Origin of the sequence: Streptomyces sp. NPDC101178, from assembly GCF_044767965.1 — a bacterium.
In the GTDB taxonomy this organism is placed as follows: domain Bacteria; phylum Actinomycetota; class Actinomycetes; order Streptomycetales; family Streptomycetaceae; genus Streptomyces.
On record NZ_JBIWOZ010000004.1, the window covers coordinates 199,822 to 218,089 of the forward strand.

The following is an 18,268-nucleotide window of genomic DNA, read 5'->3' on the forward strand; positions in this document are numbered from 1 at the left end:
CCCTGTTCAAGATCGACTGTTATTGCGAACAGTACGCAATTAAACAGGATGTAAAAGACCCTGGTACACCCCGCCCGGACAGTCGATCCACCCGCGGTGCCGCGATTGGGCTCAAACCCCGCGCCCCGTCCCCGGGCCCGGCACCGAGGTCCAGCCGTGCGTCATCCGCCAGTGGCCACCCGCTCGCAGGTGGCCGACGGCGGCGCGGTGCAGGGTCGTCTCCTGCGGCAGGCGGTCGAGGTCGGCCCGGCCGGGCGGCACGTGGAAGACGAACTCCAGCACGTCGTCGTCACCGGCGGGCAGCGCCCCGAAGGGCTGGAACCGGCGCTGGAACGCCAGGATGTTGGAGCTCTCCGGGAGGTGGTCGGCCCACTGCCGGTCCAGGAGCCAGGAGCTGCACGTGGCGTGCCGGAAGCGGGTCTCGGGGAAGTGCCGGTCGTGGAAGGGTCCCGCGGCGGCGAACGACGCGTCGCATCCGGCGCGGGACAGTGGACCGTCCTCGGGGATGTGGACCTGGAGGACCGGATCTCCGTGGGCGGGCCCGCCGGCCGCCCCGGCGTCGCCGCCGCAGCCTTCCGCGTCGAGGATTCCGCGTTCGAACTGGAGGCGGCCGAGCCGGTGCAGCGTCCCGCGGAAGTGCCGGACCATCCACCGCTGCCGGTCGAAGCCGCCGGTGCCGTGCGCGAGCCGGTAGCTCCTGAGCTTGGCGCCGAGGTCGGCGAAGGTGGCGGCCACCACGTCGTCGGGGATGCCGAGGACGCGCTGCCGCTCAAGGGCCGCCGGGAGGGCCAGGACGAGGAGGTGCGCATAGAAGTACCGTCCGGCCTCGCCGAGTCCGGCGGGTGCGTCGGGCCATGCGGGCGGGGCGGTGGGGGCCCCGGGGCCGTCGGCGAAGAGGCGCTGGTGGCAGCGGACCAACGCCCCCCAGGCGGCGGGGTCCTCCGCCGCCGCCATCAGGCCCTCGTACAGCGGCTTCCGGTCCTGCCCGGGGACGGCGAGCAGGTCCAGCCGCCGGGACAGGTCGGCGGAGGACGGGAGTACGGGGTCGGGGGCGGGCGCGGCGGGCTGGTCCCGCAGGAGGTCGAGCCACCGCCGTCCGGCCGCCAGGTCCCCGTGCCGGGTCGCGCCGTCGCCGGAGGGTGCGCGGCGGTCCGCGGTGGTGTCCGCACCCGCGCTCACCGGGCTCCCGCCGGGTGCGTGCGTGCCGCCGCTCGCTCCGCTCACGCGTGGGCCGCCTTCAGCAACTGGTGGCGCAACCGGTCCAGCTCACCGATGCTGTCCTCCAGACCGCCCGGACGCGACCGGAGGAGCCAGCAGGCGCGCTGCTCGGTGAGCAGCGGTTCGATCCGGCGCGACAGGCGGCGGGCGGCCGGTCCGTCGATGGCGTCGGCACCGGCTACCGCGGTCTCCGCTCCCGTCCCGGTGGCGGCACCGGCAAGGGCGGCGGAGGCGGTGGCACGTGCGCGCAGCACGTCCAGGGCGAACTCCGCGACGTTGATCGCGTGCTGGAGTTCGCGCCGTACGGTGTCCCCGTCGGCGGCGGCCGGAGCGGCGGCGGCGAGGTCGTCCCGGCAGGCGGCGAGGGTGGCGGCGACCCGGTCCAGGGCTTCGGGCGGCGGGATGGACGGGAGGGGGACGGCGGGGTCCGGGAAGAGCGCTCGGGCGATCGGCGAGGCGTTGAGCAGCGGAACCTCCAGGTCGCGATGGACACGGCCGAGGCGCATCAGGACGTCCCCGGTCAGCCGCGCCTCGTCCAGCAGGACGTGGCCGTCCAGTACGGCGGCGATGTCAAGGTCCCGGTTGGCCTCCAGGCACCAGCTCACCGCGCCGCCGTAGACCACGGGGCCGTAGGCCACCGACGGCGGGTCCCAGTGGCCGTGGTCGCCCCAGGAGGTGAGGAGGAATCCCTCGGCCCCGTTCTCCCGGCCGGTCTCGGCCGCGTCGACCATGTTGTCCACGGCGTTGTCGATCCGGCCGATCAGGGAGTTCCAGTTGCTCGCGCCGGGGGCGACCCAGAACGGCACACCGGCGTCGGAGAGCAGCTTGCCGCGTGAGCGGAACCCTTCGGCCAGGTTGTCCAGGTCCGCGCCGAGGCGTTGCCAGGTACGGGCCTCCGGGGTGTCGCCGTCGATCACCTCCGACAGCAGCCGGGGGCCGTCGTACTGCCAGACCACCGGCACGGCTCCGGGCGGTACGCGGTCCATCAGTTCGGGATGGCCGGCGAAGACATCGGCCCAGAACTGGACGGTGTGACCGGATGCGAGCCAGGGGTCCATGAGGCGAGTGAGGAAGTCGAAGTAGACCTCTCCGGCCCCCCGTCCGGCCACCCGGTCCGCCGAACGGCCCCGGCCGAGCTCGAAGGGTTCGTCCGCGCCGATGTTGAGGCGTGTGGAGCGGACTTCGCGGGCGACCTCCGCGACCAGGGCGGTGGCGAAGGCCGCGTTGTCGTCGGTGGGCTCCAGGGTGCTGGGCGGCCGGTGGAAGCCACCGCGCTCGAACCCCTCGGGGCTCTCGGCACGGTGGGCGTGGCGCGGGTGGCGCAGAAAGCGTTCCATGTGGCCGAAGGTGTTCTGGTTGGCGACCAGTTCGATGCCCGCGGCGGCGCACCGCCCGTCCAGCCATCGCAGGTCGTCGGCGGTGAGCGGGGAGGCGTCCTGCCACACCTCCTGGTGATCGCGGAAGGCGAAGGTGTGTTCCGTGTACAGCTCCAGCTGGGTGTAGCGGGCCAGAGCGAGGATCTCGATCCAGCGGGCCAGCGTGCGGCGGGTGGGGACCCGGTCGCGGCTGATGTCGAGGAGGAACCCGCGGACCGGGAAGTCCGGGTGGTCGCCGATGTCGTAGCCGGTGTCGGTGTAGTCCTGCCCGGCGCGCAGCTGGTCGAGGGTGTGCAGGGCGTAGCGGAGACCGAGGGCGTCGCGGTGGTCGATGGCGACGCCCTCGGGGCCGGTGCGCAGGCGGTAGCCCTGGACCGGGAGGCCGGGGTCGAGGTGCGTGCGGACGGGCGCGTCGAGGGGAGCGCCGCCCGGGGTCGTCGTCAGGGTGCGCGGGGCGGGGAACGGGATGACGGGCACGGCGGGGCTCCGGATGGGGTGCGGGGTGGGCGGGTGCGCCGGGCGGCGTGGCGCGTGGCCACTGCCGCCCGGCGCGGTTCGGCTCAGCGGCAGGAGCTGAGTTCGCAGATGTCGTTGCGGTCGGTGGAGACCTTGATGTCGTCGTACCAGATGTAGCTGTTGTTGTTGTTCGGGGCGAAGGACGGGGTGGCGCCGCCCGCGAAGCTGGAGAAGTAGGCGCGGTCGACCTGGTCGTTGTTGGTGACGAAGCGCAGACCGGTGACCTTGGCGGCGGAACTGCCGTTGTAGAAGACCTCGATCTCGCCGTCCGCGTTGGCGTTGCCGTTGCTGACGGTGTTGACCTTGACGCGCTGGGCGACGTTCACCCATTGGTTCTTGGGCCAGTGGATGTCCGCGCCGTTGTTCTTGAGGACGGCGTAGTCGCCGTACTGTCCGGCGTGGCCCATGTGGTAGTAGTACACCGCCGCCTGGCCGTTGTTCTGACGCCAGATCATGCGGGAGCTGAAGCCGTTCTTGCCGTCGCAGACCTGGCCACCGGAGCAGGAGGCGCCGCCCGCCAGTCCGAGGCCGACCTTTCCGGCGTACTCGGTGGTGCCCCAGCTGAAGTCGCCGCTGAACTTCACCCAGAACGACAGGTAGTACTCGCGTGCCTTGGTGAGGGCGAAGGGGGCCTGCGCCCCGGAGTCCTCGGGGCCGATCTTGCCCTTGGGGTAGTGGATGCGCAGGGACTTGGAGCCGCTGTGGGCGGGGGTCGTGTTGTCGATCCGGGCACGGGTCTCCATGCCCTGCTGCCAGGGCGCGTTCCAGCCGTCGGCGGCCCACTGGCTGAGCGGGTAGGAGTTCCCGGCGGCGGGCCGTTCGAAGGTGTTGACCTTGTAGGTGGGGGCGGCGGCCGGTGACGCGCTTCCGGCTGCCGCCTGCGGGGTCAGGACGGCGGCGGGGACGAGAGCTGCGGCGGCGGTGGCCAGGAGCAGGGTCTTCTTCTTCATCGTTCCTCTTCCCTGTGGGGTGGGTGCGGGGTGATGTCAGGCGGGCCGGCGCGGCAGTAGGCCGGCGACGAACGCGTCCTCCTCGGTGAGCCAGGGGTAGGTGGTGTGCACGCGGTCGATCTCCTGCGCCTGTCCGGGCGAGAGGCCTTCCGCGGGATCGAGGCACCAGATGCCGGAGAGCAGGCCCTGGCGGCGGAGTACTTCGTGGACACCCGCGATGACTCCGGCGAAGCCGCCGCGTACGTCGTAGACGGCGGCGTTGGCGTCGGTGTCCCCGGCGAGCCGGGCCAGCGCCCGCTGCCGGGCCGCCACGTCCCCGCCGTCGGCCGCGTGGACGTCGGCGAGCAGCCGGACGGCGGAGCGGGTCCACACCGCCCAGTGGCCGAGCAGCCCGCCGACGAAGCGGCGGACGGCCGGGCCGGTGGGGGTGGTCACGTGGTACGGGGTGAGGAGGTCGGCGACGATGTTGTCGTCGTTGCCGGTGTAGAGGGCCACCTCGTGGCCGCGGCCGGAGTCGGCGACGCCCTGGACCAGTTCCAGCGTGCGGTACCGGTCGAAGGGAGCGGCCTTCACGGCGACGGTGGACTCCTGGTCGGCCAGCGCGCGCCAGAAGGGGCGCGGCAGTTCACGGCCGCCGACGGCTTCCTGGAGGTAGAAGCCGATGACCGGGAGGATCTCGCCGATGGCGGCGCTGCGGTCCAGCAGGTCGTCGGTGGTGGCGTGCGGGAGGCCGGCGGGCGAGACGAGGACGGCGTCGTAGCCCAGTTCGCGGGCGGTGGCGGCCTCCTCGACGGCCTGGTGGACCGGCCCGGCGACTCCGGCGATCCGCAGGAAGGGGCGTTCGGCGGCGACGGCCGCGCTCTCCTCGGCGGCGAGTTCGAGGACCGGGCGGAACAGTCCGTGCTCGCGGATGGCGAACTGGGTGGTGTGCACGCCCACGGCGACTCCGCCCGCGCCGGCCTCCGTGTAGTAGTGGGTCAGGGCACGCTGGCGCCCTTCGTCGAGGGTCCGGTCGGCGGTGAGGGCCAGCGGGTGGGCGGGGATCACGGTGCCCCGGTTCAGCAGTGCGGCGGTCTCGGCCGCCAGGGTGGCGGCCATCAGAACTGTCCGTCCCGTCGTGCGAACTTGGTCGGCTTGTCCCAGAGTTGGCCGCCCTCGGTGATCCATCGGGCCTGGAGGTCGATGAGTTGGCCGAGCGTGCGGTCCGGATAGCCGAAGAGGGTGTGGCAGAGCGTGGCGTCGGCGAGGAGGCTGGTGGCGGGCTCCTGCCCGGTGAACTCCGGTACGGTGCCGAGGCGTTCGGCGAGCCGGGTGGCGATGCCCCGCATTCCGGCCGTCTCGGGTCCGGTCAGGTTGAGGAGGAACGGCTCGGGCGCGGCGGCGTGCGGGGCACTGCGCAGGACGACCTCGTTGGCGTACCGCTGCCAGACGACGTTGACCGCGCCCGCGCCGAGATCGACCGGCTCTCCGGCGAGCAGGGTGCGGGCCAGGTCGGCGAGGACGCCGTAGCGGGGTTCGACCGCGTAGTTGAGGCGGATCAGGGCGACGGGGGTGCCGCCGGCACGGGCGGCGTGGGTGAAGACCTGTTCGCGGCCACGGCAGGTGATGGCGTAGTCCCCGGTGGGCCGGGGCGCATCGCCCTCGCGTGATCCGCCGGTCACCGCGGCCGTCATCCCGTAGACGTTGCCGGTGGACAGGGCGACGATGCGGGCGCCCCGGTAGCGCCGGGCCACGAAGGCGGGGAGCACCGTGTTGGTCATCCACGCCTGTTCCGGGGCGGCGGCTGTCCCGAACTTCGCGCCGACGAGGTGGATCACGACGGCCGCGTCCGGGAGGGCGTCCAGGGCCGCCGGGTCGGCGAGGTCCGCGACGGCCGTCCGTACACCGTGCCCCTCAAGGGCGGCCCGGGCCGACGCGTCCGTCCAGCGCGACACGGCCAGGACGCCGGTCTCCCGCCGGCCCGCCGCGTCCAGTGCCCGGCGGGCCATCGTGGCGATACCGGACCCGGTCTTGCCGCCGGCCCCCAGGACCACCACGTCTCCCGGCCAGTCGGCGGCCTCGGCCACCAGAGCCTGGCCGGGGCGGCCGAGCTCCTGCTCCAGCTCCGCGACGCCGTACCGGAGTTCCTTCATGAATTCTCCCACCCAATTCATTCCTTCATAAGGAATGAATTTCTGCATTCTTTGACGCTGGGGTTACGAAATCACCGGCAAGTGGTTGACGCAAGAGGAGGATTGATGCAATCTCCCCAGCATGAAATCGGCAAAGGAGAGGGATTCATTCCTTCGAGGTCCCAAATACCTGCAAGTCGCGGAGCGTCTGCGCAGGGAGATCGCCGACGGTGCGTGGGCGCCGGGTACGCAGCTGCCCGTCGAGAAGGAGCTGGCCGGCACGCTCGCGGTCAGCGTGAACACCTTGCGCCGGGCGGTCAGCGAGCTGGTGGACGAGGGCATCGTGCAGCGTCGGCAGGGGGCGGGGACATTCGTCTCACCGCCTGGCGAGGCTGCGGCCGAGGAGGGCGAACAGCCCCGTAGCAGAAGGCTCGTGGGGGTCCTCGTGCCCTCCACCACGTACTACTATCCGCGGGTCGTCGACGGCATCCAGCGGGTGTTGCGGGACGCCGGTGTCGGCGTGCTGCTGGCCTCGTCCAAGTACGACCCCGCCCTCGAACGCGAAGAGGTGCGGGCGATGGTCGAGAGCGGTGTGCAGGGCCTGCTGCTGGTGCCCAACCTGCATCTGCTGGAGGACCCGCAGGCCCACGTGGGCGCGCTGCGCCGGCTCCCGGTGCCCCACGTCCTGGTGGAGCGGTTCCCACCCGCCCCGGCGCCGGACGACCCCACCACCTACGTCACCACCGACCACCCGGGCGGCGTCTGCCTGGCCGTACGGCACCTCCGCTCGCTCGGTCATCGCCGGATCGGACACCTGGGCCGGCTGCGCACCGGCACGGCGGACATCGTGGCGCGGGGGTTCGACGAGGCCGCCGAGCTGCTCGGGGTCGAGGTGGTGGACGGCTCGGTGGCCCGGCAGGACAACTGGACCGAGGAGGGCATCACGGCGTACGTACGGCACTGCGCCGAGGCCGGCATCACGGCGGTGTTCTGCCACGGCGACCGGGACGCCGCGGCCCTGGTGGTGGCGGCACGGCGGCACGGCCTGTCCGTTCCGGACGCGTTCGCCGTCGTCGCGTACGACGACGAGGTGGCGGAGGTCGGCGACGTCCCGCTGACCGCCGTCTCGCCGCCCAAGGAGGAGGTCGGCGCGCTCGCCGCCCAACTCCTCCTGAGCCGGATGGAGTCCGGTCCCGGGGCGGTCTCCCACCGCGTCCGCATCCAGCCCCGGCTGATCGTCCGCGCCTCCTGCGGCGCGGCACCCGACGGCTGACCCGGCCCACGGCCACCCGTCGGACGGAGCCGGCCACGCGCGGCCCTGCCCTTCCCCTTCCTCATCCAGCGACCCCAGGAGAACCCATGCCTCCCGAACCGTCCCCCGGCCGGTTCCGTATCGGCGTACTCGGCGCAGGCGGGGTCGGCGCGGCCCATGTGCACGCCGCCGCCGGTGCCGCGGAGTACGAGATAGCGGCGATCTGCGACACGCACCGCCCCACGGCCCAGGCGCTCGCCGGCACGGCGGCGATCCCCGTCTACAGCGACCACCGGACGATGTTCGCCGAAGCCGCCCTGGACGCCGTGGTGGTCGCCGCCCCGCACGCCCTGCACGCGCCGATGACCGTCGAGGCCGCGCGCGCCGGACTGCACGTGCTGGTGGAGAAGCCGATGGCCACCACCGCCGAGGACTGCGCGCTGATGGAGCGGGCGTGCGCGGAGGCCGGCACACTGCTGGCGGTCGCCCATGTCATCCACTTCCACCCGGTGGTACGCGAGGCCCGCTCCCTCATCGCCTCCGGCCGCTACGGTGAGCCGCTGCTCATCACCCACCGGCGTTCCTCGCACTACGAACCCGGCTCCCGGCCGCCCTGGTTCTTCGACCGGGCGGTGGCCGGCGGCGGGATCGTCCTCAACGTCGGCACTCACGGTCTCGACCGCATCCAGCTGTTCGCCGACTCCACCGTGCGCCGCGTCAGCGGTGTGGTGCGCGGCCGGCCCGGACTGGAGGTGGAGACCGACGCGCTGGCCCTGCTCGAACTCGACAACGGCATCAACGCCAGCGTCGCGCTCACCAGCAGGGGCATGCCGTACGTCGACGAGACCGAGGTCGTCCTCGACGAGGCGACGCTCCGGATCTCCGCCACCGAAGGGCTGTTCGTCCTGCGCGACGGACAGGCCACCCGCCTCCTCAAGGCCGAACCCGGCCATCAGCAGCGGGCTTTCCGGGACCAGCTGGACGGCTTCGTGGCCGCCGCGCGCGGGGGCGCCGGCGCCTACGTCGACGGGGCGTACGGGCGCGGTGTCGTCGCCGCCGCGCTCGCGGTGTACGCGTCCGCCGAGCTGGGGCAGCGGGTCGATGTGGCCGCCGAGCGGGTGGCACCGTGAACCGGCGCGCGTTCAGCACCCTGGGCTGTCCCGGTGCGAGCGTGGACGAGGTCGTGGCGCTCGCCCGCACCGGCCGTTGCAAGGGCGTCGAACTACGATGCGCGGAAGGCCAGTTGGCGTACCCGGGCATGCCCTCTGCGGAGGCCGGGCGGCTCGCCGCCGCACTGGGCGGGGCGGGACTGGCCGTACCTGCCCTCGCCTCGTACGTCCAGGTCGCCGCCGACGACTCCGGCGTCGTCGAGCGGCTGGCCGGTCACATCGACCTCGCGGCCCGGCTCGGCGCCGCACAGGTGCGGGTCTTCTGCGGCGGCGCCGACCTGGCGGACGGCCGGCGGGAGCGGGCCGTACGCCATCTGGCCCGCGCCGCGCCGATCGCCGAGGCCGCAGGGGTCGGCCTGGCGCTGGAGACCCACGACACGCTCCTGACCGGTGCCGAGGTGGCGGCGGTTCTGGAGGCCGTCGGTTCGCCGGCCGTCGGTGCGGTGTGGGACGCGGTCAATCCGTGGCGGGCCGGCGAGAGCCCGGAGCGCACCGCCGAACTGCTGGGCCCCTGGCTCCGCCACGTACAGCTCAAGGACGTCGCCTCGCCGACGGATCTGCGTCCGGTGGTGCCGGGCCACGGCGTGCTGCCGCTCCCCGCGGTCCTGGAACAGCTCGGGCGCCTCGGATACCGGGGCTGGATCAGCCTGGAGTGGGAGCGCGCCTGGTATCCGGACGCGGCTCCGCTCGCCGAGGCGCTGCCCGCGTTCCACCGCGTCCTCGACGCCGGCTGATCCCGACGCCGTCTCCGTACGACCCGGCTGCCCCGGCGCCGGCTTCCTTCTCCCCTCCCCCGAAATGAGGCCCTCTCATGCACCACCGCCCTCCCACCACCACGCGCATACCGGCCGCCCGCCATGGCTAGGCCGGGCATCACCAGACGCCGAGCCCTCTCGGCCGGGCTGTGGACCGCCCTGGCCGGCGTCACCGCCTCCGCGTGCGCCGACGACGTGGGGAGCGGCGCCGACGGGCCGCTGACCCTGTGGTCGGCGCTGCGCGGCACGGACACCCTGGTCGCCGCCTGGAACGAGCTCCACCCCGAGGAGCCCGTCGACTTCTCGCCGATGACCTCCGGGCTGGCCGGCGGCAACGCCAAGCTGTCGAACGCCGCGCGCGCCGGGAACGCACCGGACATCGTCACGCTCGTCGACGCCGACCTGCCGTCCTTCGCCATCGACGGCGTCTGCGCGGACCTCACCGATCTCGTCACCCCCCGGCTGCGCGAGCGGCTCGGGCCGCAGGCGTGGACCAACGGGGTGCTGGGCGGCCGGACCTACGGCATTCCGGTGGACCTCGGCCCGATGCTGTTCGCCTACCGCGAGGACATCCTGACCCGACACCGTATCGAACCGCCCACGACCTGGGAGGAGTTCGGTGACGCGGCCGGCCGGCTGAAGCAGGACGCCGGCATCGATCTGACGACCTTCCACCCCAACGCGTACAACGTGCTGGCCGGGCACACCATGCAGAGCGGCGGGCAGTGGTTCGCCATCGAGGACGACACCTGGGTGCTGGACTTCCTCGGCGGGCCCACCCGGCGCGTGGCGGAGTTCTGGCAGGGCCTGGTCGACCGGAAGCGGCTCATGTTCGCTCCAGGCTCCAGCCAGCAGTGGCTGTCCGCTCTGGCCCGGGGGCAGGTCGCCTCGCACCTGGTCGGACCGTGGGGGCTCGCCGCCCTCGTGCGGTCCGTGCCCGGCACCTCCGGACGCTGGCGGGTGGCCCCCCTCCCCCGGTGGGACGGCGGCGAGGACGTGGTGGGCACCGACGGGGTCTCCGTGCACGCCATCACGGCGGGCAGCCGCAAGAAGCGGCGTGCGATTCGGTTCCTGGAGTGGATGACCACCTCGCCGGAGGCCATCACCGCGCGGCTCTCCGGCGGCAGGTCCAGCATCCTGCCCGCCGACGCGAGCCTGGTGGCTAACGCCTCCCGCGAGTTCGACACGGCGTTCTTCGGCGGCCAGGACGTCTACCGGCTCATCGCCGACCAGGCGCGGCTGCTGCGCACCGGCTGGACCTGGGGGCCGCGTATGCAGGCCACCGCCACCTCGCTGCACCAGGGGCTGGCCCGGCTGGAGTACGGCACCACCATCACCGAGGCGCTCCGCACCGCCCAGTCCGAGACGCTGCCGGACATGCGCAGCCTGGGCCTTTCCGTGAGGCAGGCATGACGACCACGACCGCACCTCCCCATGTCCCCGCCGCCTCCTCCCGCCGGACACGCCGTCCGCAGCGGCTGGCCGTCGGCGCCCTGCTCGGCCCGTTCGGCGTCCTGCTGTTCGGCGTCTTCGTGGTCCCGACGCTGTACGCGGTGTACCTGAGCTTCTTCTCGACCTCGCACAGCGGGCTGGGCTTCGGCACGGCACAGACGTCGTTCGCGGGTCTGCGCAACTACGCGGCCGTCCTCTCCGACCCGAGCTTCGTGCGGGGCGTGGGCGTCACGCTCGTGTACGCGCTGGTCTTCATCCCGCTGGTCCTGGTGGGCGCGCTGGCGCTGGCGCTGCTGTTCGACTCGGGGCTGATCCGGGCCCGGCAGCTCACCCAGACGCTGCTGTTCGTCCCGCACGCCGTGCCGGGCATCATCGCCACGGTCATCTGGCTCTACCTCTACACACCGGGCATCTCCCCCGTGCTGGACGCGCTCCAGGGCGTCGACATCACGATCGACTTCCTCGGTCTGTCCATGATCATCCCGTCGCTGGTGAACATCGCGCTGTGGAGCGGCCTCGGCTACACCGCCGTGATCTTCTTCGCCGCGCTCAAGGCCATCCCCCGCGAACTGATCGAAGCCGCGGCGGTGGACGGCGCGGGACCGGTCCGCACGGCGCTGACCATCAAGGTGCCGCTGGTGCGGGCCACGCTGTCGACGGTGGCCATCTTCACCACCATCGGCGCGCTCCAGCTCTTCACCGAGCCGATGCTGCTGGCGAAGGCGACCCCGCTGATCAGCCCGCGCTACACGCCCAACATGTACATCTTCGACGCCGCGTTCACCCGCAACAACTACGGGCTGGCCTCCGCCGCGTCCGTGCTCCTGCTGATCGTCTGCTGCGCGCTGTCCTTCGCCGTGACCCGCGGCTCCACACGGCGGACGACACGAGTCACCTCATCGAGAAAGGCCCGCCCGTGAGTACGCCGCTCCGCACGATCCACTCGGCGCCGAACGCGCCGGCCACCCCCGCACCCGCCGGCCCCAGCACTCCGCGACCGGTGCGGAGGGGCCGTTGGTACGGCAGGACCGCGGCCAACCTCGTCGTCGGCCTCAGCGCGCTCTACGCGCTGCTTCCGCTGCTGTGGCTGCTCGCCGCCTCCACGGTGGACTCGGAGGCGCTGTTCGCGTCGGACTTCTTCTCCCTGTCGAACTTCGCGCTGTTCGACAACATCGGGGCACTCCTGGCCCAGGACGACGGCGCGTATCTGCGCTGGTACGGCAACAGCCTGCTGTACGCCGTCGGCGGTGCGGCCGTCGGCGCACTGATCAGCACGGCGGCGGGCTATGTCTTCGACAAGTTCGAGTTCGCCGGGAAGCGGGCGCTGTTCGCGCTGATCCTGGTCTCCGTGATGGTCCCCGCCACGGTCCTGGCGCTGCCGATGTATCTGCTCGCCTCCGACCTCCAACTGGCCAACACCGTGTGGTCGGTGCTGATCCCGGTCCTGTTCAATCCCTTCGGGGTGTATCTGGCACGGATGTTCTCCGCCTCGTACGTCCCCGACGAGGTGCTGGAGGCGGCGCGGATGGACGGGGCGAACGAACTGCGCGGCTTCTTCTCGGTCGGTCTGCGCATGATCGCCCCGGGCTATGTGACGATCTTCCTCTTCCAGCTCACGGCCATCTGGAACAACTTCTTCCTTCCGCTGGTCATGCTCTCGGACGAGTCGCTGTACCCGCTCAGTCTGGGGCTCTACAGCTGGAACGCCGCCGCGCCCATCAATCCGGACTACTACCCCCTGATGGTGATCGGTTCGCTGCTGGCGCTGCTGCCGCTGGTGATCGCGTTCCTGCTGCTCCAGCGGTACTGGCGGTCCGGTCTCACGGCGGGCAGCGTGAAGTAGCCACGGGAGAGCGGACCGCCGCCGGCGACCGGCGCTCTACGGCGCCGGCAGCTCCACCAGCTCGGCGACGGCCTCACGGTGGCGGCCCGCCGAGCCGTACGCGATCGAGTCCGCCTTGGCGCGCTTGAGGTAGAGATGCGCCGGGTGCTCCCAGGTCATGCCGATCCCGCCGTGGAGCTGGACACACTCCTCGGCGGCGTGGACCGCGACGCCGGAGCAGTACGCCTGGGCCACCGCGACCGCGAGCGGGGCGTCGGGACTGTCGGTGGCCAGCGCGTCGGCGGCTTTGCGGGCGGCGGCGCGGGCCGAGACGACCTCCAGCCAGAGCTGGGCCATGCGGTGCTTGAGCGACTGGAAGGAGCCCACGGGCCGGTTGAACTGGTGGCGTTCGCGGGTGTACCGGACGGTCTCGGTGAGGCACCACTCCGCGATGCCGAGCTGTTCGGAGGCGAGCAGTCCGGCCCCGGCGAGCAGGCCTCGTGCCACGGCGGTGGCGCCGGACTCCGGCGTGGCCAGCAGGGTCCCGGTGGCGGCGGTCAGGGTGAGGGTGGCGAGCGGACGGGTCAGATCGAGCGGTACGAGGGGTTCCACCGCCACTCCGGAGGCCGTCGCCTCGACCGCGTACAGGCCCTCGGCGGTCGGCACCAGCAGGACGTCGGCCACGGCCGCGTCGGCGATGCCGCGTACGGTGCCGTCGAGCGTGGCGAGGGCCGCCCGCGCGCCTGCGGGCGGCGTGGCGAGGGGGACGGCGAGGACCGCCGTACGCGCTCCGGAGGCCAGCTCGGTGAGGAGCGCGGCGGCCGGTCCGTCGTCCCCGGCCAGCGCGAGCAGGGTTTCCGTGGCCACGACGGAGCTGGTCAGGTACGGGGCCGGGGCCACGCTGCGGCCCAGCTCCTCCAGGACCACGGCGGCCTCCCGGTGGGACGCGCCCTGGCCGCCGAGCTTCTCCGGTACGAGGAGTCCGGCGGCGCCGATGCCGGTGGCAAGGGCCTCCCAGAGCCGGAGGTCGTACGGCGTGTCGGCCTCGGTCGCCGCGATCACCGTCGGCGCGTCGGCCCGGTCGGCCAGCAGCGCGCGGACGGCGGAGCGCAGGTCCTCCTCGTCCTGGGAGTAGAGGAGGTCGGGGGTGGCGGAGGGCTGTCCCGGGGTGGTGGCGGGGGGCTGGGTGGGTGCGGTCATCGGCTCAGGTCCTTCCAGGCGACGTCCTTGTCGTTGCGCGGTTCGGCGGGCAGCCCGAGGACGCGCTCGGCCACGATGTTCAGCAGGACCTCGCTGGTGCCGCCCTCGATCGAGTTGCCCTTGGAGCGGAGGTAGCGGTAGCCGGCGTCGCGTCCGGTGAAGTCGACCAGCTCCGGGCGGACCATGGTCCAGTCGCCGTACAACAGGCCCTCGTCGCCGAGGAGTTCGACCTCCAGGCCGCTGATCTCCTGGTTGAGGCGGGCGAAGGCGAGCTTCATGCCCGAGCCCTCAGGGCCCGGCTGTCCGGCGACGAGCTGCTGGCGCAGCCGCTCCCCGGTGAGCCGGGCCACCTCCGCCTCGACCCAGAGCGTGAGCAGGCGCTGGTGGGTGTCGTGGGTGCGCAGATCGGGGCGGTTCCGCCAGGTCTGTGAGACCGGGCCGATCATGCCGCCCTCGCGGGGGATGCGGGAGCCGCCGATGGAGACGCGCTCGTTCATCAGCGTGGTCTGGGCGACCTTCCAGCCGTCGCCGACGGGGCCGAGGCGGTGGCTGTCGGGGATGCGGACGCCGGAGAGGAAGACCTCGTTGAACTCGGCCTCGCCGGTGATCTGGCGCAGCGGCCGCACGTCGACGCCCGGGTCGGTCATGTCGCAGATGAAGTAGCTGATGCCCCGGTGCTTGGGGAGGTCCGGGTCGGTGCGGGCGATGAGGATCGCCCAGCGGGCCAGGTGGGCGCTGGACGTCCAGACCTTCTGGCCCTCGACCACCCAGTCGTCGCCGTCGCGGACGGCGCGGGTGGCGAGGGCCGCGAGGTCGGAGCCGGCGCCGGGCTCGCTGAAGAGCTGGCACCAGACCTCCTCGCCGACCCACAGCGGGCGCAGGAAGCGCTGCTTCTGCTCGTCGGTGCCGAAGCCGAGGATGGTGGGCGCGGCCATGCCGAGGCCGATGCCGATGCGGCGCGGGTCGTTGTCCGGCGCGTCGGCGGCGGCGAGTTCGGCGTCGACGACCTGCTGGAGCGAGCGGGGCGCGTCGAGCCCGCCGAGGCCCACCGGGTAGTGGACCCAGGCGAGGCCCGCGTCGAACCGGGCTTTGAGGAAGTCGGTGCGGTCGGTGGTGGCGGGCGGGTGCGCGGCGAGCAGCTCGCGGGTGCGGCGGCGGACCTCGGTGGCGTCGACGGCGGGGGTCATCGGGCGCCTCCGGGGAGGACGACGATGCGGCCGGTGCTGGTGCCGTCGGCGACGCGCTGGACGGCCTCGGCGGCTCCGGCCATCCCGACTCGCTCGCTGACCAGCGGTTTCACGATGCCTCGCGCGGCCAGCTCGGTCAGCTCGTCGTGGCAGGCGCGGACGGCGGCGGGGTCCTTGGTGTTGTAGAGGCCCCAGTGCAGCCCGACGATCGAGTAGTTCTTCACCAGGGCGTGGTTGAGCGCCGGGGCCGGAATGCTCCCGCTGGCGAAGCCGACGACGAGGACGCGGCCCTCGAAGGCGACGCACTTGACGGACTTGGCGTACGCCTCGCCGCCGACCGGGTCGTAGACGACGTCGGCGCCGCGCTGGCCGGTGGCTTCCTTCACGGCGGCGACGATGTCCTCGCCGCGCCGGTCGATGACCAGGTCGCAGCCGAGTTCACGGGCGACGGCCGCCTTCTCCGGTCCGCCGACGACACCGATGACGGTGGCGCCCGCGGCCTTGCCGAGCTGGACGGCCGCGCTGCCGACCCCGCCCGCCGCCGCGTGGACCAGGAGGGTCTCCCCCGCCTGGAGGTTCGCACGGCGGTGCAGGCCGAACCAGCCGGTCTGGTAGCCGATGTGGAGGGCGGCCGCCTCCGCGTCGTCCAAGGCGTCGGGCGCGGGCAGCAGGGCCGCCTCCTCCGCGACGACGTACTCGGCGAAACCGCCGTACGGCAGAGCGGGGGTGGCGAGGACGCGCCGGCCGTCCTCCGTCGTACCGCACACCTCGACGCCCGGCGTGAACGGCAGCGGCGGCCGCACCTGGTACTGGCCCCGGCAGAGCAGGGCGTCGGGGAAGTTGACGTTCGCCGCGGCGACCCGGACGAGCGCCTGCCCGTCACCGGGCGTGGGCCGGTCCGTCTCCTCCAGGCTCATCACCTCGCCCGGCTCGCCGTTCCGGTGCACTCGCCATGCCTGCATGAGGGGCCTCCACAACACTGTCGGCATCAACCGCTGCCGCTGTCGGCGTTTCCACTGCTCGCGTAACCACTGCTCCGGCGCATACTAAGCGGTCGCTTGCCTGCATGGGAACACCCCGGCGGCGCTTCACCCCCGCTTCGGCTTGGCCCTCACATGCATCCGCTCACCCTGCGGCCCGAACAGGCTCAGGAACTCCACGGGCTTGTCCTCCGCCGGTCCGAACCAGTGCGGCAGCCGGGTGTCGAACTCGGCGGCCTCTCCCGGCTCCAGCACCAGATCATGCTCGGCCAGCAGCAGCCGCAGCCTTCCGGAGAGCACGAACAGCCACTCGTACCCCTCGTGCGTGCGCTGCTCCGGCGCCTCGCCGCTGCCCGCCTCCTGCACCATCTTGTACGCCTGGAGCCCGCCGGGACGGGCGGTCAGCGGCAGCATCGTGCGGCCGTGCTGCACGATCGGCTTGGCCCGGACCCGAGGGTCTCCGACGGGCGGCGCGCCCACGAGGTCGTCGAGCGGGACCTCGTGGGCGCGGGCGATCGGGAGCAGCAGCTCCAGGCTCGGGCGGCGGCCGCCGGACTCCAGCCGGGAGAGCGTGGAGACAGAGATCCCGGTGGCGGCGGAGAGCGCGGAGAGGGTGACCCCGCGGTCCTTGCGCAGACGGCGCAGCCGGGGGCCGACCCCGGTGAGTACGGCGTCGAGTTCGAGGGCGTCCCGGTCGTGTTCCTTCATGAGGCCATTGCAGAATCAGCAAGCGGGTTTGTCAATCCCGCCGGGTTCGCGCACGGCCCGGACGGGGTCGTCCATCCCGCCGCATCCGCGCGCGGCCCGGTCAGCCGGCGAAGACCTCGAAGGTGACCGCCGGGCGGCCGCCGAACCGGTCGGCCTCCGCCCGCACCATGCCCTCCAGGAACTCCCGGCAGTACTTCTCCGGCGCGTCCTCGGTCAGCGCCGCGATGTAGGTGCGGTGTTCGAGCAGGGACCGCACGGAACGTTCGAACCCGGCCGTCGCGTCGACCGCGTGCGTGGGCCGGTCACTGCCTCCCACGGCGGTCCACCGCACCCCGTTCCACGGATCGAGACCCTGTTCCGTCAGCTCCGGGAAGATCCACCGGTTGCCCGCGTCGGCCACGGCGTCCAGCGCGGCCCGGCCGACCGCCCGGTGGTCCGGGGTGTTCCAGGCGACGCCGCCCCAGGTGTCCCGGTGGTTGAGGGTCACGACCAGCTCCGGGCGGTGGCGCCGGATGGCGGCGGCGATGTCGCGGCGCAGCCCGGTCCCGTACTCGATCACGCCGTCACGGTGGTCCAGGAACTCGACCGTACGGACTCCGACGACGGCGGCGCTCGCCCGCTGCTCGCGCTCGCGCAGCGGCGCGCACTCCTCGGGCGGCAGGGTGTCGATCCCGGCCTCGCCCCGGCTGGCGAGGAGGTAGACGACCTCTCGGCCGCCGTCGGTCCAGTCGGCCACGGCGGCGGCCGTGCCGTACTCGAGGTCGTCGGGGTGGGCGACCACCGCCAGGGCGCGGTGCCAGTCGGTGGGCAGGGGTTCGAGTGGCTGCTGCGTCATACCGGCAGGCTACCGACGATCACCGTCAGGACGCCGTGAGCGGAGAGGATCCGGGTACGCGGGAGGGAATGCGGGTCGGCGCAGGGGCGCTGGAGACACGTGTAGAGTCCCAGCCCTCCCCGCGCCGCCCCGGTCGACGAAAGGATTCAGCTCGTGACCAGCCCCGCCTCCCTCTCCCCCGCCCAGGCCGCAGCCCGTCTGGAGGAGTTCACCGTGATCGACGTACGGGCTCCCGGCGAGTACGCCGCCGGCCATGTGCCGGGCGCGCTGAACATCCCGCTCGACAAGCTGCCCGAGGCCCTGCCCGCGCTGAAGTCGGCGTCCGCCCGTGGTTCGCTGCTGGTGGTGTGCGCTTCCGGGGTCCGCTCGACGCGGGCCTGCGAGATCCTGGCGGGCGCGGACATCCAGGCGGCCACGCTGACCGGTGGCACCTCCGCGTGGGAGGGTGACGGGCGCGGTCTGGACCGGCCGGAGGGAGCGCGCGCGGTCTGGCCGCTGGAGCGGCAGGTGCGGCTCGCGGCCGGTTCGCTGGTGGTCGCCGGGCTGGTGGCGGGCGTCCGCTTCCCGGCCGCGCGCTGGCTCTCCGCCGGTATCGGCTCGGGCCTGGTCTTCTCGGCCGTCACCAACACCTGCGGGATGGCCTCGGCCCTGTCGAAGCTGCCGTACAACCAGGCGTCGCGCTCCGGCACCACGGACCTGGACGCCACGCTGGAGGCGCTCCAGCGCTGACGTCGGCC

Annotated in this window: 17 protein-coding genes; 7 read left to right on the forward strand and 10 right to left on the reverse strand. The window is 72.9% G+C overall.

Annotated features, from left to right (window positions below):
* Window positions 1–111: 111 nt before the first annotated feature.
* From ACIRR8_RS13315 to ACIRR8_RS13335, 5 genes are all read right to left on the reverse strand, one after another.
* Window positions 112–1,224, reverse strand: coding sequence for an acyltransferase domain-containing protein (locus ACIRR8_RS13315; RefSeq protein ID WP_404063050.1), 1,113 nt, complete (start codon window positions 1,222–1,224; stop codon window positions 112–114).
* The gene (locus ACIRR8_RS13320) at window positions 1,221–3,071 is read right to left on the reverse strand and encodes a glycoside hydrolase (RefSeq protein ID WP_404063052.1); all 1,851 of its coding nucleotides are present in this window, start codon (window positions 3,069–3,071) and stop codon (window positions 1,221–1,223) included. Before ACIRR8_RS13320 ends, ACIRR8_RS13315 begins: the two co-directional genes overlap by 4 nt.
* Window positions 3,072–3,154: 83 nt before the next feature.
* Complete coding sequence (locus ACIRR8_RS13325) at window positions 3,155–4,060, reverse strand: polysaccharide lyase (protein ID WP_404063054.1); 906 nt, start codon at window positions 4,058–4,060, stop codon at window positions 3,155–3,157.
* A gap of 36 nt (window positions 4,061–4,096) precedes the next feature.
* On the reverse strand, window positions 4,097–5,158 hold the full coding sequence (locus tag ACIRR8_RS13330) for a dihydrodipicolinate synthase family protein (RefSeq protein ID WP_404063056.1): 1,062 nt from the start codon (window positions 5,156–5,158) through the stop codon (window positions 4,097–4,099).
* Window positions 5,158–6,192, reverse strand: coding sequence for an NAD-dependent epimerase/dehydratase family protein (locus ACIRR8_RS13335; protein ID WP_404063059.1), 1,035 nt, complete (start codon window positions 6,190–6,192; stop codon window positions 5,158–5,160). The genes ACIRR8_RS13330 and ACIRR8_RS13335 overlap by 1 nt, the downstream gene beginning before the upstream one ends.
* Before the next feature lie 121 nt (window positions 6,193–6,313).
* Between ACIRR8_RS13335 and ACIRR8_RS13340 the strand changes: the two genes are divergently transcribed.
* The 6 genes from ACIRR8_RS13340 (at window position 6,314) to ACIRR8_RS13365 (ending at window position 12,642) form a co-directional block, all read left to right on the forward strand.
* Window positions 6,314–7,444 carry a GntR family transcriptional regulator gene (locus ACIRR8_RS13340; protein WP_404063062.1) on the forward strand — a complete coding sequence of 377 codons (1,131 nt, stop codon included), beginning with the start codon at window positions 6,314–6,316 and terminating at the stop codon, window positions 7,442–7,444.
* Window positions 7,445–7,530: 86 nt separating this feature from the next.
* The gene (locus ACIRR8_RS13345) at window positions 7,531–8,553 is read left to right on the forward strand and encodes a Gfo/Idh/MocA family protein (protein WP_404063065.1); all 1,023 of its coding nucleotides are present in this window, start codon (window positions 7,531–7,533) and stop codon (window positions 8,551–8,553) included.
* Window positions 8,550–9,326: a sugar phosphate isomerase/epimerase family protein gene (locus ACIRR8_RS13350; protein ID WP_404063068.1), complete on the forward strand. Its 777-nt coding sequence runs from the start codon at window positions 8,550–8,552 to the stop codon at window positions 9,324–9,326. The genes ACIRR8_RS13345 and ACIRR8_RS13350 overlap by 4 nt, the downstream gene beginning before the upstream one ends.
* A gap of 123 nt (window positions 9,327–9,449) precedes the next feature.
* Window positions 9,450–10,760: an ABC transporter substrate-binding protein gene (locus ACIRR8_RS13355; protein ID WP_404063070.1), complete on the forward strand. Its 1,311-nt coding sequence runs from the start codon at window positions 9,450–9,452 to the stop codon at window positions 10,758–10,760.
* On the forward strand, window positions 10,757–11,719 hold the full coding sequence (locus ACIRR8_RS13360) for a carbohydrate ABC transporter permease (RefSeq protein ID WP_404063073.1): 963 nt from the start codon (window positions 10,757–10,759) through the stop codon (window positions 11,717–11,719). The genes ACIRR8_RS13355 and ACIRR8_RS13360 overlap by 4 nt, the downstream gene beginning before the upstream one ends.
* Complete coding sequence (locus ACIRR8_RS13365) at window positions 11,716–12,642, forward strand: carbohydrate ABC transporter permease (RefSeq protein ID WP_404063075.1); 927 nt, start codon at window positions 11,716–11,718, stop codon at window positions 12,640–12,642. The genes ACIRR8_RS13360 and ACIRR8_RS13365 overlap by 4 nt, the downstream gene beginning before the upstream one ends.
* A 36-nt stretch (window positions 12,643–12,678) precedes the next feature.
* On the opposite strand, the gene ACIRR8_RS13370 is transcribed toward ACIRR8_RS13365, so the two are convergent.
* From ACIRR8_RS13370 to ACIRR8_RS13390, 5 genes are all read right to left on the reverse strand, one after another.
* Window positions 12,679–13,821 (reverse strand): acyl-CoA dehydrogenase family protein, encoded by a 1,143-nt coding sequence (locus tag ACIRR8_RS13370; RefSeq protein ID WP_404063078.1) that lies wholly within the window; start codon window positions 13,819–13,821, stop codon window positions 12,679–12,681.
* Window positions 13,818–15,008: an acyl-CoA dehydrogenase family protein gene (locus ACIRR8_RS13375; protein WP_404063081.1), complete on the reverse strand. Its 1,191-nt coding sequence runs from the start codon at window positions 15,006–15,008 to the stop codon at window positions 13,818–13,820. The genes ACIRR8_RS13370 and ACIRR8_RS13375 overlap by 4 nt, the downstream gene beginning before the upstream one ends.
* Complete coding sequence (locus ACIRR8_RS13380; protein ID WP_404063083.1) at window positions 15,005–15,970, reverse strand: NADPH:quinone oxidoreductase family protein; 966 nt, start codon at window positions 15,968–15,970, stop codon at window positions 15,005–15,007. Before ACIRR8_RS13380 ends, ACIRR8_RS13375 begins: the two co-directional genes overlap by 4 nt.
* A gap of 126 nt (window positions 15,971–16,096) precedes the next feature.
* Complete coding sequence (locus ACIRR8_RS13385) at window positions 16,097–16,696, reverse strand: helix-turn-helix domain-containing protein (RefSeq protein ID WP_404063086.1); 600 nt, start codon at window positions 16,694–16,696, stop codon at window positions 16,097–16,099.
* Between the two features lie 100 nt (window positions 16,697–16,796).
* Window positions 16,797–17,531: a PIG-L deacetylase family protein gene (locus ACIRR8_RS13390; RefSeq protein ID WP_404063088.1), complete on the reverse strand. Its 735-nt coding sequence runs from the start codon at window positions 17,529–17,531 to the stop codon at window positions 16,797–16,799.
* A 153-nt stretch (window positions 17,532–17,684) separates the two neighbouring features.
* Between ACIRR8_RS13390 and ACIRR8_RS13395 the strand changes: the two genes are divergently transcribed.
* On the forward strand, window positions 17,685–18,260 hold the full coding sequence (locus ACIRR8_RS13395) for a rhodanese-like domain-containing protein (RefSeq protein ID WP_404063091.1): 576 nt from the start codon (window positions 17,685–17,687) through the stop codon (window positions 18,258–18,260).
* Window positions 18,261–18,268 lie beyond the last annotated feature (8 nt).

Bases quoted from the DNA above. Each gene is read 5' to 3' on its own strand.
- ACIRR8_RS13325 (WP_404063054.1), bottom strand. From the start codon at position 4,060: ATGAAGAAGAAGACCCTGCTCCTGGCCACCGCCGCCGCAGCTCTCGTC.
- ACIRR8_RS13330 (WP_404063056.1), bottom strand. From the start codon at position 5,158: ATGGCCGCCACCCTGGCGGCCGAGACCGCCGCACTGCTGAACCGGGGC.
- ACIRR8_RS13335 (WP_404063059.1), bottom strand. From the start codon at position 6,192: ATGAAGGAACTCCGGTACGGCGTCGCGGAGCTGGAGCAGGAGCTCGGC.
- ACIRR8_RS13340 (WP_404063062.1), top strand. From the start codon at position 6,314: ATGAAATCGGCAAAGGAGAGGGATTCATTCCTTCGAGGTCCCAAATAC.
- ACIRR8_RS13345 (WP_404063065.1), top strand. From the start codon at position 7,531: ATGCCTCCCGAACCGTCCCCCGGCCGGTTCCGTATCGGCGTACTCGGC.
- ACIRR8_RS13355 (WP_404063070.1), top strand. From the start codon at position 9,450: ATGGCTAGGCCGGGCATCACCAGACGCCGAGCCCTCTCGGCCGGGCTG.
- ACIRR8_RS13360 (WP_404063073.1), top strand. From the start codon at position 10,757: ATGACGACCACGACCGCACCTCCCCATGTCCCCGCCGCCTCCTCCCGC.
- ACIRR8_RS13370 (WP_404063078.1), bottom strand. From the start codon at position 13,821: ATGACCGCACCCACCCAGCCCCCCGCCACCACCCCGGGACAGCCCTCC.
- ACIRR8_RS13375 (WP_404063081.1), bottom strand. From the start codon at position 15,008: ATGACCCCCGCCGTCGACGCCACCGAGGTCCGCCGCCGCACCCGCGAG.
- ACIRR8_RS13380 (WP_404063083.1), bottom strand. From the start codon at position 15,970: ATGCAGGCATGGCGAGTGCACCGGAACGGCGAGCCGGGCGAGGTGATG.
- ACIRR8_RS13385 (WP_404063086.1), bottom strand. From the start codon at position 16,696: ATGAAGGAACACGACCGGGACGCCCTCGAACTCGACGCCGTACTCACC.
- ACIRR8_RS13390 (WP_404063088.1), bottom strand. From the start codon at position 17,531: ATGACGCAGCAGCCACTCGAACCCCTGCCCACCGACTGGCACCGCGCC.